The organism is Lysobacterales bacterium (assembly GCA_019634735.1).
Taxonomy (GTDB): Bacteria; Pseudomonadota; Gammaproteobacteria; order Xanthomonadales; family UBA2363; genus Pseudofulvimonas.
The window spans coordinates 1-15419 of sequence record JAHCAT010000016.1; the positions used below are offsets into that span (position 1 = coordinate 1).

Sequence of the window (15419 nt, forward strand, 5' to 3'; positions counted from 1 at the left end):
GACGGGGGACCGGGGACCGGGGACCGGGGACGGGGGATCGGGGATCGGGGATCGGGGACCGGGGACCGGGGACCGGGGACCGGGGACCGGGGACCAGGGACCAGGGACCGGGGACCAGGGAGCAGGGAGCAGGGACCAGGGACCGGGGACCGGGGACCGGGGACCGGGGACTGGGGATCGGGGATCGGGGATCGGGGACCGGGTACCTGGGACTGGGGATCGGGATCGGGGACTCGGGGCCGGGGGGGCGGGGGCATGGAATGGGGGATCGGAGTTGGGTGAGCGGAGCGCATTCTGCTTGCCTTTCCTGCCGGGAGATCTGATTTGTATCGTCCATCAGCCAGCGTCAGTGCCAGGTCCGCCGCGTCCTGCCAGGTGCGTGCCGCCGGTGCGACGGCACCGCACTTCTCCCCTCCCCCGCCGTGCGGGGGAGGGGCGGGGGAGAGGGACGGCGCTTGCCAGGATCTTCAGGCGGCGCGCCGACGGACGCACGACCGGGCGCCAGGGTGGCGTTTGCTAGACTCCAGCCCCCACCCGATTCCCCAGAGGACACGTCGACATGGCCATCGAACTGCCGCCCCTGCCCTATCCGCGCGACGCCCTGCAGCCGCACATCTCGGCCGAGACGCTGGACTTCCACTACGGCAAGCACCACCAGACCTACGTGGACAACCTCAACAAGCAGATCGCCGGCACGCCGTTCGCCGACCTGGGCCTGGAGGAGATCGTCAAGACCTCCTCGGGAGGCATGTTCAACAACGCTGCCCAGGTCTGGAACCACAGCTTCTATTGGGAGTGCATGTCGCCCAACGGTGGTGGTGCGCCGACCGGCAAGCTGGCCCGGGCGATCGACAGTGCCTTCGGCAGCTTCGACCAGTTCAAGGAGCAGTTCACGCAGACCGCGCTGGGCACTTTCGGCTCGGGCTGGGCCTGGCTGGTGCAGCGCCCCGATGGCCAGCTCGCCCTGGTCTCGACCAGCAATGCCGCGACGCCGCTGACCGGCACGGACACTGCGCTGCTCACCTGCGACGTCTGGGAGCACGCCTACTACGTCGACTACCGCAACGCCCGCGCCAAGTACGTCGAGGCGTTCTGGAATCTGGTCGACTGGTCGGCCGTTGCCGGTCGGATGCGCTGAGCCCGCGCACGACCGCGGACCCGGGACCATCGCCACGCGGCCCGGGGCCGGCTGCTCGCTGAGCAGGCGATGAGCGCCGAAGCCCTTCCCGACCCGGCCGCCGCCGGCAGTATCCGGCCCACCGCGCTGGCCGTCGAGGCCGTGGATGTCTCGCTGGCCGGTACCCCGGTACTGGTCGGCGCGACGCTGGCCCTGGCCCGCGGCGAACTGGGCTGCCTGCTCGGCCCGAGCGGCTGCGGCAAGACCACCCTGTTGCGGGCCATCGCAGGCCTGCAGGCGGTCGACGCCGGCTGCATCCAGCTGGACGGCAACACCCTCAGCCGACCCGGCAGGACGGTGCCGCCGGAGCGACGCGGTGTAGGTCTGGTGTTTCAGGACCTGGCCCTGTTCCCGCACCTTGACGTCGCGGCGAATGTCGGCTTCGGCCTGCACCGCCTGGATCGCGGCGAACGTCGCGCCCGGGTCGACGCGCTTCTGGCCACCCTGTCGCTTGCCGGCCTGGCCGGCCGGTTTCCACACGAGCTCTCGGGCGGCCAGCAGCAGCGCGTCGCGATCGCCCGTGCGCTGGCCCCGCAGCCGGCGCTGCTGTTGCTCGACGAACCCTTTTCCAGTCTCGACGCCGGCTTGCGCAAGGAACTGCGCGGTCACTTGCGGGCCACCTTGCGCGAGCTCGGATGCACGGCGCTGCTGGTGACCCACGACCAGGAGGAGGCGATGGCGTTCGCCGACCGGGTCGCGGTGCTGCGCGATGGCCGGGTCGTGCAGTTCGACACGCCATGGCAGCTCTACCACCGGCCGGCCGACGCGGGGGTCGCCGGCTTCGTCGGCGAGGGGGTGCTGTTGCCGGCCTGGCAATCCGCCGGCGCCTGGCACTGTGCGCTGGGCCCGCTGCCGGGCACGCTCGCGGTATCGACCAGTGGTCCGGCGCGGGTGCTGGTCCGTCCGGACGACCTGGTCGCCGATCCGGCCTCGGCCGTGCGCGCGCGTGTCGAGCGCGTCGAGTTCCGCGGCGCCGAAGAGCTGGTGGAATTGCGGCTGGCCGGCGGCGAGCGGGTGCTTGCGCTGTGGCCGAGCCATGAGCGCACCCTGCCCGGTCAGGAAACCGGCGTCCTGCTCCGGGTTCCCCACGTGGTCCTGTTTCCCGGCTGAAGCCGCTGCCGGGTCTGGCGACACGGGCGGGCGGACCTCGCGATGCGCCTGCGACACGGCTGGCCCACACGCACCCGGCAGGTTGCGTGGGCCTGGAGGACCGTAGGCATCCTGGCGCGCGTCAGGCCATCTGCGCCGAAGCGCGTACGGTGCGCCCGTGACCGGGCGCCTCAGCCCGTTCGCGGGTCCAGCCGCATCGACAGGTCGATCGCGCGGACATGCTTGGTGAGACCGCCAACGGACACGTAGTCCACGCCCAGGGCCGCGATGCCCGCCAGCCTGCCGGCGGTGAGGCTGCCGGACACCTCGAGCTTCGCCCGGCCGCGGGCGAGCGCCACCGCCTCGGCCAGGGCCTCCGGTGCGAACTCGTCCAGCATGATGCGCTCCGCGCCGGCCTCGATCGCCTGGTGCAGTTCGTCGAGGTCCTCCACTTCGACCTCGATGAATCGACCGGCGCCCGATTGCCGTGCCGCGGCCACCGCGGCGGCGATCGATCCGGCCGCGGCGATATGGTTCTCCTTGAGCAGCACGGCGTCGTACAGGCCCATGCGATGGTTCTCTCCGCCGCCTGCGCGGACCGCGTACTTCTGCGCAAGCCGCAGTCCGGGCAGGGTCTTCCGGGTATCCAGGACGCGGGTGCCGGTGCCGGCCAGGGCAGCGACGTGGCGAGCGGTCTCGCTGGCCGTGCCGGACAGGGTCTGCAGGAAGTTCAGGGCGCAGCGCTCGGCGCTGACCAGGGCGCGGGCGCTGGCCTCTATGTCCAGGAGGATGCCGCCCGGCCCGATCGCTTCGCCGTCGCGGATCGCGAGCCGGAAGCGGGCCTGAGGATCCAGGCTGCCGAAGCAGCGCAGCGCCCAGGGCAGGCCGGCCACCGTAGCCGCCTCCCGGCTGATGATCCGGGCCCGTGCCGGACGGTCCGGCAGCAGGGCGGCGCTGAGGTCGCCGGCCCCCACGTCCTCGGCCAAGGCCCGCGCGACATCAGCGTCGATCTCGGCGTCGGATGGCGGGCACAGCCCCGCCACCCGGCAGGCCGCCAGTGCGGCGGGCAGGTCCAGGGCGTCGCTCACGCCGGGAAGCCGTCGAACTGGGTGGTGCCGATCGCCTCGTCGGCGAGCAGCACCGGGATGCCATCCTCGATCGGGTAGACGACCTGGCCGTCATCGCGCACCAGCGCGTCGGACAGCGGTGCGGCGACCGGTTGCCCGGTGACCTTGAGCACTCCCCCGGCGGCGATCGCCGCATTCAGCGCCTTCAGGCGCGTCGCGCCGATCACCTGCAGCGGGCGCTTGGTGACGGGGCAGCACAGCAGTTCGAGCAGTCGGTTGTCCATGGCGGTCGGGCGTGCGGGAGGGCCTGCCAAGTATCCCACCGATCCGGCCGTCACTCCCCTGCCGGCGGCGGCCGGCGCACGCTCGATCGCCGGCGCGGCAGCGTAGAATGGCAGCCGGCGCACACGGATGGAGCATGATGGACACGGTCAGAGTCGGCGTGGTGATGGGTTCGAAATCCGACTGGGACACCCTGCGCCACGCGGTGGCCATGCTCGAGCGCCTGGGCGTCGGCCACGAGGTGCGCGTGGTGTCCGCGCACCGCACGCCCGACCTGCTCTTCGACTATGCGGACTCGGCCCAGGGGCGCGGACTGCGTGCGATCATCGCAGGCGCCGGCGGCGCCGCCCACCTGCCCGGCATGCTGGCAGCCAAGACGGCGGTGCCGGTACTTGGCGTCCCGGTGCAGTCAGCCGCCCTGAACGGCCTGGACTCCCTGCTGTCGATCGTGCAGATGCCTGGCGGCGTTCCGGTGGCCACCTTCGCGATCGGCAAGGCCGGTGCAGTCAACGCCGCGCTGTTCGCAGCCGCGCTGCTGGCCGCCGACCACCCGGCAGTGGCGGACGCCCTCGCAGCCTTCCGTCACGACCAGACAGCCGCAGTCCTGGCCGACCCGGATCCGCGCGGCGCGGCATGACCACGCTCGGCATCCTCGGCGGCGGCCAGCTGGCCCGCATGCTGGCGCTCGCGGCGTTGCCGCTGGGCGTGCGTGTGCTGGTGCTGGACCAGAGCGGCGACGCCTGCGCCGGCGAGGTCGCGACCCTGCTCGAGGCCGACTACACCGACGAAGCCGCGCTGGCGGAATTCGCGCAACTGGTCGATGTCGTCACCTTCGACTTCGAGAATGTGCCGGCGCCCAGCGCGGACTGGCTGGCGGCGCGGGTGCCGGTTTTCCCCAACCCTGGCGCCCTGGCGACCGCGCAGGACCGTCTCAGCGAGAAGACCCTGTTCCGCGAACTTGGCCTGGATACCGCCGCGTTCGCCGCGGTGGACGACCGCGCCGGGCTGGATGCCGCGGTTGCCCTGGTCGGCCTTCCGGCCATCCTCAAGACGCGGCGCCTGGGCTATGACGGCAAGGGCCAGGTCCGACTGCGCGCCCCCGAGGACGTCGAGGCGGCCTGGCAGTCGCTGGGCGCCGGGCGTGTACCGCTGATCCTCGAGGCCTTCGTGCCGTTCCGCCGGGAGCTGTCGGTGATCGCCGTGCGCAGCAGGGACGGCGAGGTGCGGACCTGGCCGCTGACGCGCAACTGGCACGAGGACGGCATCCTGTCGCTGAGCCTGGCGCCGGTCCCGGCCGGACGGGACCTGCAGGACCAGGCCACGGCGTTCGCCCGTAAGGTCGCGCAGCGGCTGGACTATGTCGGCGTGTTCGCTCTGGAGCTGTTCGAGCACGAGGGCCGCCTGCTCGGCAACGAGATGGCGCCTCGGGTTCACAACTCCGGCCACTGGACGATCGAGGGCGCGGTCACCAGCCAGTTCGAGAACCACCTGCGCGCCGTGCTGGGCCTGCCACTTGGCGACACCAGCCTTCGCGAGCCCTCGGCGATGCTGAACTTCATCGGCGCCCTCCCCGACCGGGCGGCCGGCCTGTCGGTACCGGGCCTGCACTGGCACGACTACGGCAAGCGCGAACGCCCGGGGCGCAAGGTCGGTCACGCCACCCTGTCGGCACCCGACATGGACCGCCTTCTGGCCCGTCTCGAACAGGCCGCCACGGTGCTGGGCCACCCCGGTTGGCAACCCGGTGGACTCGGCCTGGACTGAACCCCGGCCCCACGCGGTCGCATCCGGGCAGGCGCAGGTCCCGGTGCCGGTGCCGTATCATGCGCCCTCCCCATCGGACCAGAGGACCGACCCGCATGATCAGGAACCTGTTGCTCGCCGCCGCCCTCGCCCTGCCCCTCGCCGCCGCCGCCCAGGATGCCGATCCGCAGGTCGTGCTCAGGACGACGATGGGCGATATCACGCTGGAGCTGGACAAGCGCAGCGCGCCGGTCACCGTCGACAATTTCCTCAAGTACGTCCAGGCCGGCCATTACGACGGCACCATCTTCCACCGGGTCATCGACAACTTCATGATCCAGGGCGGCGGCTACACCACCGAACTGACCGGCAAGGGCACCCGGGCGGCGATCATGAACGAGGCCCCCAACGGCCTGAAGAACACTCGCGGCACGATCGCCATGGCGCGCACCGCCGACCCGCACTCCGCGACCGCGCAGTTCTTCATCAACGTGGTCGACAACCCGGCCCTCGACCATATCGCGACCACCGATTCGCGCAGCTGGGGCTATGCCGTGTTCGGCAAGGTCGTGTCCGGCATGGACGTGGTCGACGCGATCAAGGCGGTGCCGACCCGCCAGCAGGGCATGATGGAGAACCTGCCGGTCGAGCCGGTGCTGATCGAGAAGGCCGAGCTGGTCGGCGCCCAGGCCGGCGCCGAAGCGGGAGAGTGACCTTCGCCGGGCCGGCGCGCGAGGCGCCGGCCCGTTTCCCTGGCAGCGGCCGCAGCGGCCGCGGGACACGACCGCCGACATGACCTGCGTGTTCATCTCCGACCTGCACCTGGACGAGGCGGAGCCGACCCGGACCACCGCATTCGAGTCCTACCTGGCTGGCCTGCCCGCCGGCACCCGTGCCCTGTACATCCTCGGCGACCTGTTCGAATCGTGGATCGGCGACGACGACGACGCCGGTCTGCCGGCACGGGTCGCGCAGGCGTTGCGGACTCTTGCGGACCGCGGCGTGGCCGTGCACTTCATGGCAGGAAACCGCGATTTCGCGCTTGGGCCCGACTACGCGGCGCGCGCCGGAATGACGCTGATCGCCGACCCGACCCGGATCGACCTCGCCGGCGCCCCCGCCCTGCTCATGCACGGCGACACGCTGTGCACCGACGATACCGCCTACCAGGCGTTCCGCGCCCAGGTCCGCGATCCGGCCTGGCTGGCCGGCATGCTGGCCCAGCCCCTGGACGTCCGGCGGGCCTATGCTGCCCGCGCCCGCGCGGGCAGCCGCGCGCACGCCGCAGGCGCCCCGGAGACCATCATGGACGTCAATGCCGACGCGGTCGCCCAGGCGTTCCGCGCGCACGACGTCGACCTGCTCATCCACGGCCATACCCACCGCCCGGCCGTCCACCACGACGACGTCGATGGCCGCACCTGCCGACGCATCGTGCTGGGCGACTGGTACGACCAGGGTACCGTCCTGCAGGTCGAGGACGACGGTCGCATGCAGCTGGCCCGTATCGACCACGCCGGGACTTGACGGCGCGGTGGCCTCCTCGGGACTGAGCGCCTGCTGCGCGGTCCCGGAGGCCGCGCTGCCCTACCAGACCAGGCGATAGGTTGGTTCGTAGGCCTTGCCGCCGGGCAACTTCATGCGGTGCTGCGCGACGAAGTCGGCGAGCATGGCATCCATGGCCGCCATCAGCTCGGCGTCGCCGGTGATCTCGAACTTGCCGTGCCGCTCGATCGCCTGGATGCCCTCGACCTTGACGTTGCCGGCGACGATGCCCGAGAAGGCGCGCCGCAAGTCCGCCGCCAGCAGGTGCTTCTCGCGGTCGCGGTGCAGGCGCAGCCCGGCCATCGCCTCGTGGGTCGGCACGAACGGGTGCTGGAAATCCTCAGGGATGGCCAGGCGCCAGTTGAAGAAGAAGGCGTCCTGCTTGGCGATCCGGAAGTCCCTGACCTTGCGTATCCCCTGTTCGATCACCCGCGCGGTCCGGTCAGGGTCGTCGATGATGATCTGGTAGCGCTGCGCGACTGCGTCGCCCAGTGCCAGGCGCAGGAAACGGTCGATTTGCTCGAAGTAAGCGGCCGAATGCGCCGGACCGGCGAACACCAGGGGATACGGCAAGCCCTCGTTATCCGGGTGCAGCAGGATGCCGAGCAGGTAGAGGATCTCCTCGGCGGTGCCGACGCCGCCCGGAAACACGATGATGCCGTGGCCGAGCCGGACGAAGGCTTCCAGGCGCTTCTCGATGTCCGGCATGATCACCAGATTGTTGACCATGGGGTTGGGCGATTCAGCGGCAATGATGCCGGGCTCGGTGATGCCGATGTACCGGGCCTTGCCGATGCGCTGCTTCTGGTGGCCGACCGCGGCGCCCTTCATTGGCGCCTTCATGGCGCCGGCGCCGCAGCCGGTGCAGATGTCCAGACCGCGCAGGCCCAGGTGGTAGCCCACCGCCTTGTCGTAGTCGTATTCCTGCCGCGATATCGAATGCCCGCCCCAGCAGACCACCAGGTTGGGCTCGACACCGGTGCGCATCACCCCGGCGTTGCGCAGCAGTTCGAAAACCGCGTTGGTCAGCCCCGCCGAGGACTGCAGGTCGAACTGCGGATTCGCCTGGATATCCATGGCGACATGGACGATGTCGCGGACCACGGCACTGAGCAGCTCGGCCACGCCTCGCACGATCCGCCCATCGACGAAGGCGCTGGCCGGCGCGTTGCTCAGCCGCAGCTGCACGCCGCGGTCGCGCTGCAGCACCTCGATGTCGAAGTCGTGGTAGCACTCGAGCAGGGCGCGGGCATCGTCGCCGACGCCGCCTGAGGTCATCACCGCCAGCGCGCAGCGGCGCAGCAGCTCGTGAAGCCCGGTTCGGCTGGCGTCGCGCAGGCGCGCGACCTCCTGACGGGACAGCATGTCGAGGCCGCCGCGCGGCACGATGGTTGCGTCTACGGTGGGCAGCAGGGCCATCCCTGCACTCCTTGTCTGGGCACGGAAAAAGGCCGCCCATCCTACGGGCCGGCAGCCATGCCGACAAGGCTGTGCGGCGCCGGAAACCGACAAGAAAAAGGGCCGGCATCGCTGCCGGCCCCGGAAGGCGGAACGGAGGCCGGTCGCAGCCGGCCTCCGGATGCCAGTCGATCAGAACTCGAACCGGAAGCCGATCTGGGCGGCCCAGCGCGACTCGCCGGAGACGTCCTTGCGGATCAGCGACGGCTGGCCGGTGGCGAAGTTGGAGACGTCGTACACGTACTGGCCCTGGTCGTTGACGCCGCGGAAGCGGGCTACGCCGAGGTTGTACGGGAACGCCACCTCGTCGATGTGACCCCAGTCCTTGTTGATCAGGTTGCTGACGTTGAGGATGTCCAGGTAGATCTGGCCCTTGGTATCCCAGAAGAACGGGATGTCCTGGCTGATGCGCAGGTCGATCTGGTGCATCCAGGGTGCGCGGTTGGCGTTGCGGCGGGCGACGCTGCCCTGGTTCTCGCGCAGGCCGCGGGTGTTCTCGATGTAGTTCCAGAACGCGGCCTGGGCGGCATCGGTACCAACCAGCTGCACATCGCCGCGGTTCGGGATGAAGAACAGGTCGTTGCCGTTGACCTGGTCGCCGTTGGCGTCGCCGATGAAGGTGTAGCTGAACGGCCGGCCGCTGCGGCTCTCGTGGAACATCGAGAACGTCGTGTTGGCGTTGCTGAAGAAGTTCCAGCGATAGCTGAACGCCGAGGTGAAGCGGTGGCGGAACTCGTAGTTCGCGGTGTTCGCCTCGATCTCGTTCTGGTTGAACACCGCACGGTTGGAGTAGTTGGAGAACGCCACGCTGGAGGTGCCCGGGCTGTTCTCGTTGGACTCGCCGTAGGTGTAGGCCAGCTTGGCGTACCAGTTGTCCTGCCAGGGCTTCTCGAGCGACAGCGTGTAGTTGGTCGCCTCGCCCTTGCCGGTGTTCTCCAGCAGGATCGCGTCGGTGAACCGGGTATCGCGGTTTGCGCGCTGACCGGTTGCGTTGGTGAAACCGGTGGCGGTGAAGTTCGCCGGATTGGTGTTACGCCAGTAGCTCATCCGGCCGTCCGGCAGACGACCGGTCGGGGTGCCCAGGTTGAGCTGCGTGAAGGCGACCGCTTCCTCCGTCTTCACCCACAGCGCCTCGATGCCGCCGACCAGGCCCAGCCAGGGCAGCTCGCGCTCGAACGCCAGGTTCATCTTCCACACGGTCGGCTGCTGGAAATCGGCCGACAGGGCATTGACGAGCTGTGCCGCCGCGGCGGCGCCACCCGGCAGCAGCGGGTTGTTCGGATCGAACGAAACGCCGGAGCCATTGGTGCGGGTGTAGTCGTCGACGAGAACGCCGGGGTTGGAGTAGCTGTTCGACAGCCACACGCCCGGAGGCGAACCCTGGAACAGGCCGAAGCCGCCGCGCAGCTGGGTCTGGCGCTCGGTGTTGAAGGTGTAGTTGAAGCCGGCCCGCGGCTGCACGGTGTTGCCCGAAGGCGTGTTGCGGTTGTCGATTCCGTAGACCTGGCGGAACAGGGCGTTCTCGGCCGGCGCGTCGGGGAACTTCGAGCGATCGACGCGGAAGCCGTACAGCACGTTGAGGTTCGGCGTGACCGCCCAGGTGTCCTGCAGGAAGAAGCCCAGGTTCTCGACCTTGAAGCTGGCCGCCACCGAGTTGATGTTGCCGTTGCGCGGCTGCTGGATGCGGTAGTTCTGCCAGTTGCCCGCCGCGAACTGGTCGATGTTCGCGAAAGTGTAGTTGCCGAACACGTCCTGCAGGAACAGGTTGTAGATGTCGTTGCGCTCGTAGTCCAGACCGAAGCGCACCGTGTGGTCGCCCAGGAACACATCGCCCGCCCAGTAGCCGGTCCAGGTGTCGACTTCGAGCTGGTTGGCGTGGCGCGAGCGCTCGCGACCGAACACCACGGAGGCGCCGGGACGGACGTTCACGGTGACCTGCGGGAACAGGGAATTGACGGTCGGCAGCGAGCGGTACTCGGCGTACGACATGTTGAACTCGGAGCTGAAGATATCGCTCCAGTCGCTGTACAGCAGGAACGCGTAGTTCTCGAAGCTGATGTTGTCGGTGAAGCGGTTGCTGTCCAGCTGGATCTGGTTGGTTCCGGTGTTGAAGCGCAGCGTGCTGCCTTCGGTCTTGTTGTAGCGGAACGCGGCGCGGTGGTCGTCGTTGATGTTCCAGTCGATGCGCGCGAAGATCTTCTCGTCGGTGTTCGGCACCGAACCCGGGGCGACCTCGGAGCCGATGTCGGACAGGCCGTAGCCGGCGGCGATCTGGCGGATCTGCGCCAGCTCGGCGGCGGAGATGTTCACGATGTTGGTGGCGCCGGACCCCTGGATACCCGTGGTCGGGCCAGGCGAGGAGCGCTCGAACTCCTCGTAGCCCAGGAAGAAGAACAGGGTGTCCTTGATGATCGGTCCGCCAACGTAGGCGCCCGCGGTCCACTCGTCGGAGAACCCGCGGAACTGCGCGCCGCGGTCGTCGCGCTTGCGGATCATGTCCTTGTCGCGATAGACGCCGTAGATGCCGCCGGTGAACTCGTTGGTGCCGGACTTGGTGACGGCGTTGATGTTGGCGCCCACGAAGTCCTTCTGGGTGACGTCGTAGTCGGAGATGCCGATGTTGAACTCCTGGATCCAGTCGATCGAGATCGGCTGGTTCAGGGCCGGCAGGCCGGAGTCGTTCAGGCCGAACTGGTCGTTGGTCGGGACGCCATCGATCCGGATGTTGTTGTAGCGGTTGTTCTGGCCGCCGGCGGAGATGCCGCCGCGCTCCTTGTCGACCTGGACGATGCGCGGATCGAGGCGGACGTAGTCCTCGAGCGAGCGGCGGATGGAGGGAAGTGCCTCGATCTGATCCTGGGTGACGTTGGTCTTGGCGCCGATCCGGTCCGGCATGAAGATGTCGCCGCCGGCGTAGATCGAGCCCACCACGGAGACCGTGGCCAGGGTCGCAGCGGGATCGTCGAGCACCACGGTGACCGCGGCGACATCGGCCAGGGTCAGGAACACGTTCTCCTCGACGGCGGTGCGGCCGTCCTTGCTCACCGTGATCGTGTAGGGACCGCCGACGCGCAGGCCGCGTGCGTTGTAGCGGCCGTTGGCATCGGTGGTGACCACCGAGCGGGTGCCGGTGGGCACGTGCACGATCTCGACCGTGGCGCCTTCGACCAGCTCGCCGGTGCTGGAGAAGATCTGGCCACCGAGACCGGCGGCGGTGCTCTGGGCGAACACCGGCGCGGCGGTCGCGAGCGCGACGGAGAGCGCCAGGGCGAGCTTGGCTTTCTTGGGCATGAACATGGAGAGCACCCTATCGGAGTGGAAACGGAAACCGTGGTGGCGGACCGATCGTTGGCCGGTCCGGAGCCGTCGCAGTCGGGGTATTCCCCCCTCCCCGCCGACGACGTTAAGCGAAGTTTAACTCGGTTCCGTGACAGTTTTCTAACAGCCGTACGGGCCTGTACGGAGATCGCAAGTCCGGTCCGGGCGCCGACAGCAGCCGTGCTTATGGAGCCGCGAGAGGATTCATGGGCTTGCGCGCAGAACCTGTGCCGCTTTCAAGCCGCACCGCGCCGCGCCCTGGGGCCCCTGGGGCATCGCCCTGTCCCGGACACGTACGCTCCGGCGTCGGCCTCCGCGTCGCCCCGCGCTGGACCCGGCGCATTTGGCACCGCTCCAGGCGGCGACGTCGTCCCGATCAGGCGTCGACGTCGATGTAGCGGGCGCGCTTGCCAGGCTTCAGGAAGGCCAGGTCGACCCGGATCAGGCCATCCACGCAATTGCCGAAGCTGGGGTCGACGCCGAAGTCCAGGAAACGCACGCCGCCGTCCTGCGGCTCGACCAGGTCGACGTACTGGCGATAGAGCACCGGCAGGCTGACCTTGAGGTCGGCCAGGCGCTGCTTGAGTTCGGCAAGACCGGCGCGGGCGTCGCGTCCTGCCCAGGCCGCCTCCGCCGCGACCGCGACATCCGGGTCGAGGCGATGGGGATTGCGTGCCCGGGCCAGGCGGTCCGGGTCGGGGTAGTAGTGGCGGTGGTAGTGCACCAGCCAGTCGCGGGCGGCCGACGGCAGCGCAGCGCTCAGGCTGACCGGGCCGAACAGGTAGCGCACCGCAGGCCGGGCGCGCAGGTAGGCGCCGATACCCTGCCACAGGTAGTCCAGGCTGCGGCTGCCCCAGTACGCCGGCACCACGAAACTTCGGCCCATCTCGACGCCCTCGGCGATGAAGCCGGTCGCTTCGGGGGCGTAGTCGAACAACGAGTGGGAGTACAGGCCTTCGATGCCCTGGCGGGCCAGCAGGGTGGCGCCTTCGCCGAGACGGTAGGCGCCGACCAGCCGCACCGCCTCGGCATCCCAGAGGACGATGTGCCGGTAGTGGGCGTCGTAGCGGTCGAGGTCGCGACGGCCGCCGGTGCCTTCACCGACGCGCCGGAAGGTCAGTTCGCGCAGCCGCCCGATCTCGCGGAGCGCCGGGCAGTCCGGCTGCGGGTCGAGCAGGATGATCTGCTTGCCGTCGCTGGTGGCGCCCAGCCGCTCGCCGCGCGCCAGCGCGGCGCGCACCGCCTGCGGCGGTTCGGGGTGGGCGATCGCCCCGGACGTCTGGAACTTCGGCGGCTTGCGTCGTGGCAGCCGGTAGACATGGTGGCGCATGCGCGCCGCGACCCGTTCCGGGCGCAGGCCCGGCACCTTCAGGGCATGGCTGGGCACCAGCTCGCCGATGTTCAGCGTGATGCGGGACTGCTCGTTGCCGAACACCTCCCGGGCCAGCATCAGCATGGACAGCGGCTTGGCCAGCACCGAGACGCCGTAGAAAAGGGGCGAATTGTGCCCGCCGACATGCACCGGCAGCACCGGCGCGCCGGTACGCAGCGCAAGGCGCAGGAAGCCGTCCGACCAGCGCGGATCGCGCACGCCCCCGACACGTATCCGCGAGACCTCGCCACCGGGGAACACCACCAGGGCCTGTTCCCGCTCGAGCGCCCGGAACGCTTCGCGAGGTCCGATGCGGGGTCCGTCGCCCTCGCCGAACACCGCGATCGGCAGGACCAGGGGCCTGAGCGGCTCCAGGTGCATGAGCACGTCGTTGGCCAGGATGCGGACGTCGCGTCGCACCGAGCCGACCAGGTCGAGCAGGGCAAGGGCGTCGAGGGCGCCCAGCGGGTGGTTGGCGACGATCACCACCCTGCCTTCCACGGGTATGTTCTCGCGCTCGGTCGGCGCCACCTGGTAGCTGAAACGCAGCTCGCGAAGGACGTGCTCGACGAAATCGAATCCGGCCAGCCCCTGCCCCGAGGCGAGCACGGCATTGATGCGCTCCTCGCAGACCAGGCGGCGCAGGAAGGCGACCATCGGACGGGTCAGCAACCGCGCCCGGGGGCTGGCCAGACGGGGGAAACGCTCCAGCAGGGTCTGTTCGACGCTGATCACGGCACGCACTCCAGAACGACACCGGTGCGCGATGGCATCGGCGCAGGACCGGTTGGGCCGGCCCCCGCCACCGGCCACGGATGGGGCCACCGCGGCCCCCGCAGCAACGACCATGTCGCCTGACCCGGGCGGATCGCGTCGTCCGGCCAGCCACATGGTCCAACACGGGGATCACCCATGCCGCTAGGGTACGGGGGGACGATGACAAAGTCACGACGGTGACGCCGCCAGCGCTCCTCAGTCCAGCGCCGCCAGCGCCTGGCTCAGGTTGTCGCAGGCGATGACCTCCATGCCGGCCGGCGCCTTGCGGGGCGCGTTGGCGCGGGCGACGATCGCTCTCAGGAAGCCATGGCTCGCCGCCTCGCGCAGCCGCTCATCGCCGTTGGGGACCGGCCGGAGTTCCCCGGCCAGGCCGATCTCGGCGAAGGCGACCAGCTTGGCCGGCAGCGGCCGGTCCCGGAAGCTGGACAGCACGGCCAGGAGCACCGGCAGGTCGGCCGCCGGCTCCTGGACGCGGATGCCGCCGACCACGTTGACGAACACATCCTGGTCGTAGGCGGCCACGCCGCCGTGCCGGTGCAGCACCGCAAGCAGCATGGCCAGCCGGTTCTGTTCCAGTCCGAGCGCCACCCGGCGCGGGTTGGCCAGGGGGCTCTGGTCGACCAGGGCCTGCACCTCGACGAGCAGCGGCCGGGTGCCCTCGCGGGTGACCATCACCGCACTGCCCGGGCGGCTGGTGTCGCCCCCGGACAGGAAGATCGCCGACGGATTCGGCACCTCCCGCAGTCCACGGTCGAGCATGGCGAACACGCCGAGTTCGTTGACCGCACCGAATCGGTTCTTGAACGCCCGCAGCACCCGGTAACGGCTGCCCGCCTCGCCCTCGAAGTAGAGCACCGCATCGACCATGTGCTCGAGCACGCGCGGGCCGGCGATGCCGCCTTCCTTGGTGACGTGGCCGACCAGGAACACGCAGGTGCCGGAGGTCTTGGCCAGGCGCACCAGCCAGGCGGCACTCTCGCGAACCTGGCTGACCGAACCGGGCGCCGAGGCGACCGCCTCGACGTGCATGGTCTGTATGGAGTCGATCACCACCACGTCCGGACGCTGCGCGGCAATCGCGGCGGCGATCTGTTCGATGCCGGTCTCGGCCAGGCTGAGCAGCCCCGGCAGCGACAGCTCGAGCCGGCGACCGCGCGCCGCGACCTGGGCCAGGGACTCCTCGCCGGTCACGTAGAGACCCTTCAGGCGGCCGCCCAGGCCCGCCAGCATCTGCAGCAGGAGGGTCGACTTGCCGATGCCGGGGTCGCCGCCGACCAGGACCACGGATCCGGCGACAACGCCGCCGCCAAGCACCCGGTCGAGCTCGCCAATGCCGGTGCTGACCCTGTGCTCCGGGGAATCGGCCACGTCCGCCAGATCGACCACGGCGCTGGCGGCCGGGCCGGCCCACCCGCCGCGGCCGCGCGCCGGCGCCACGGCGCCACGCGTGCCCAGGATCACCTCGGTGATGGTGTTCCAGGCCCCGCATTCGGTGCACTGGCCCTGCCACTTGCCGAACTCGGCACCGCATTCGCCGCAGACGAATGCCGTCGATGTCCTGCGCTTGCCGGTCGCCATCGGCGGAGCGTAG

The 15419-nt window shown here is 70.0% G+C and carries 12 protein-coding genes; 6 read left to right on the top strand and 6 right to left on the bottom strand.

Annotated features, from left to right (window positions below):
• Positions 1-559: 559 nt before the first annotated feature.
• The gene (locus tag KF823_14035; protein MBX3727024.1) at positions 560-1138 is read left to right on the top strand and encodes a superoxide dismutase; all 579 of its coding nucleotides are present in this window, start codon (positions 560-562) and stop codon (positions 1136-1138) included.
• Positions 1139-1207: 69 nt separating this feature from the next.
• Complete coding sequence (locus KF823_14040; protein ID MBX3727025.1) at positions 1208-2287, top strand: ABC transporter ATP-binding protein; 1080 nt, start codon at positions 1208-1210, stop codon at positions 2285-2287.
• A gap of 170 nt (positions 2288-2457) precedes the next feature.
• Here the strand turns inward: KF823_14040 and nadC are convergent, their stop codons facing one another.
• Together nadC and KF823_14050 are read right to left on the bottom strand one after the other, a co-directional pair.
• Positions 2458-3300 (bottom strand): carboxylating nicotinate-nucleotide diphosphorylase, encoded by an 843-nt coding sequence (gene nadC, locus KF823_14045; protein ID MBX3727026.1) that lies wholly within the window; start codon positions 3298-3300, stop codon positions 2458-2460.
• A gap of 50 nt (positions 3301-3350) precedes the next feature.
• On the bottom strand, positions 3351-3617 hold the full coding sequence (locus tag KF823_14050) for a hypothetical protein (GenBank protein ID MBX3727027.1): 267 nt from the start codon (positions 3615-3617) through the stop codon (positions 3351-3353).
• A 137-nt stretch (positions 3618-3754) separates the two neighbouring features.
• Here KF823_14050 and purE point away from each other — a divergent pair, with 137 nt between their 5' ends.
• From purE to KF823_14070, 4 genes are all read left to right on the top strand, one after another.
• Complete coding sequence (gene purE, locus KF823_14055) at positions 3755-4252, top strand: 5-(carboxyamino)imidazole ribonucleotide mutase (protein MBX3727028.1); 498 nt, start codon at positions 3755-3757, stop codon at positions 4250-4252.
• On the top strand, positions 4249-5379 hold the full coding sequence (locus KF823_14060) for a 5-(carboxyamino)imidazole ribonucleotide synthase (protein ID MBX3727029.1): 1131 nt from the start codon (positions 4249-4251) through the stop codon (positions 5377-5379). The genes purE and KF823_14060 overlap by 4 nt, the downstream gene beginning before the upstream one ends.
• Positions 5380-5474: 95 nt before the next feature.
• Positions 5475-6071, top strand: coding sequence for a peptidyl-prolyl cis-trans isomerase (locus tag KF823_14065; protein MBX3727030.1), 597 nt, complete (start codon positions 5475-5477; stop codon positions 6069-6071).
• A gap of 79 nt (positions 6072-6150) precedes the next feature.
• A complete protein-coding gene (locus tag KF823_14070) occupies positions 6151-6885 on the top strand; it encodes a UDP-2,3-diacylglucosamine diphosphatase (protein MBX3727031.1) in 735 nt (244 codons plus the stop codon).
• A 60-nt stretch (positions 6886-6945) separates the two neighbouring features.
• Here KF823_14070 and KF823_14075 read toward each other — a convergent pair whose 3' ends face one another.
• From KF823_14075 to radA, 4 genes are all read right to left on the bottom strand, one after another.
• Positions 6946-8322, bottom strand: a complete 1377-nt coding sequence (locus KF823_14075; GenBank protein ID MBX3727032.1) for an LOG family protein — start codon at positions 8320-8322, stop codon at positions 6946-6948.
• A gap of 171 nt (positions 8323-8493) precedes the next feature.
• Positions 8494-11658 carry a TonB-dependent receptor gene (locus tag KF823_14080; GenBank protein ID MBX3727033.1) on the bottom strand — a complete coding sequence of 1055 codons (3165 nt, stop codon included), beginning with the start codon at positions 11656-11658 and terminating at the stop codon, positions 8494-8496.
• Positions 11659-12055: 397 nt separating this feature from the next.
• A complete protein-coding gene (locus KF823_14085; protein ID MBX3727034.1) occupies positions 12056-13786 on the bottom strand; it encodes a lysophospholipid acyltransferase family protein in 1731 nt (576 codons plus the stop codon).
• 237 nt (positions 13787-14023) lie between these two features.
• Complete coding sequence (radA, locus tag KF823_14090) at positions 14024-15406, bottom strand: DNA repair protein RadA (protein MBX3727035.1); 1383 nt, start codon at positions 15404-15406, stop codon at positions 14024-14026.
• Positions 15407-15419: the final 13 nt, after the last annotated feature.

What these genes read in the sequence shown, in the direction of transcription:
- KF823_14035 (MBX3727024.1), top strand. Translation starts at nt 560, where the DNA reads ATGGCCATCGAACTGCCGCCCCTGCCCTATCCGCGCGACGCCCTGCAG.
- KF823_14040 (MBX3727025.1), top strand. Translation starts at nt 1,208, where the DNA reads ATGAGCGCCGAAGCCCTTCCCGACCCGGCCGCCGCCGGCAGTATCCGG.
- KF823_14050 (MBX3727027.1), bottom strand. Translation starts at nt 3,617, where the DNA reads ATGGACAACCGACTGCTCGAACTGCTGTGCTGCCCCGTCACCAAGCGC.
- purE (MBX3727028.1), top strand. Translation starts at nt 3,755, where the DNA reads ATGGACACGGTCAGAGTCGGCGTGGTGATGGGTTCGAAATCCGACTGG.
- KF823_14060 (MBX3727029.1), top strand. Translation starts at nt 4,249, where the DNA reads ATGACCACGCTCGGCATCCTCGGCGGCGGCCAGCTGGCCCGCATGCTG.
- KF823_14065 (MBX3727030.1), top strand. Translation starts at nt 5,475, where the DNA reads ATGATCAGGAACCTGTTGCTCGCCGCCGCCCTCGCCCTGCCCCTCGCC.
- KF823_14070 (MBX3727031.1), top strand. Translation starts at nt 6,151, where the DNA reads ATGACCTGCGTGTTCATCTCCGACCTGCACCTGGACGAGGCGGAGCCG.
- KF823_14075 (MBX3727032.1), bottom strand. Translation starts at nt 8,322, where the DNA reads ATGGCCCTGCTGCCCACCGTAGACGCAACCATCGTGCCGCGCGGCGGC.
- KF823_14080 (MBX3727033.1), bottom strand. Translation starts at nt 11,658, where the DNA reads ATGTTCATGCCCAAGAAAGCCAAGCTCGCCCTGGCGCTCTCCGTCGCG.
- radA (MBX3727035.1), bottom strand. Translation starts at nt 15,406, where the DNA reads ATGGCGACCGGCAAGCGCAGGACATCGACGGCATTCGTCTGCGGCGAA.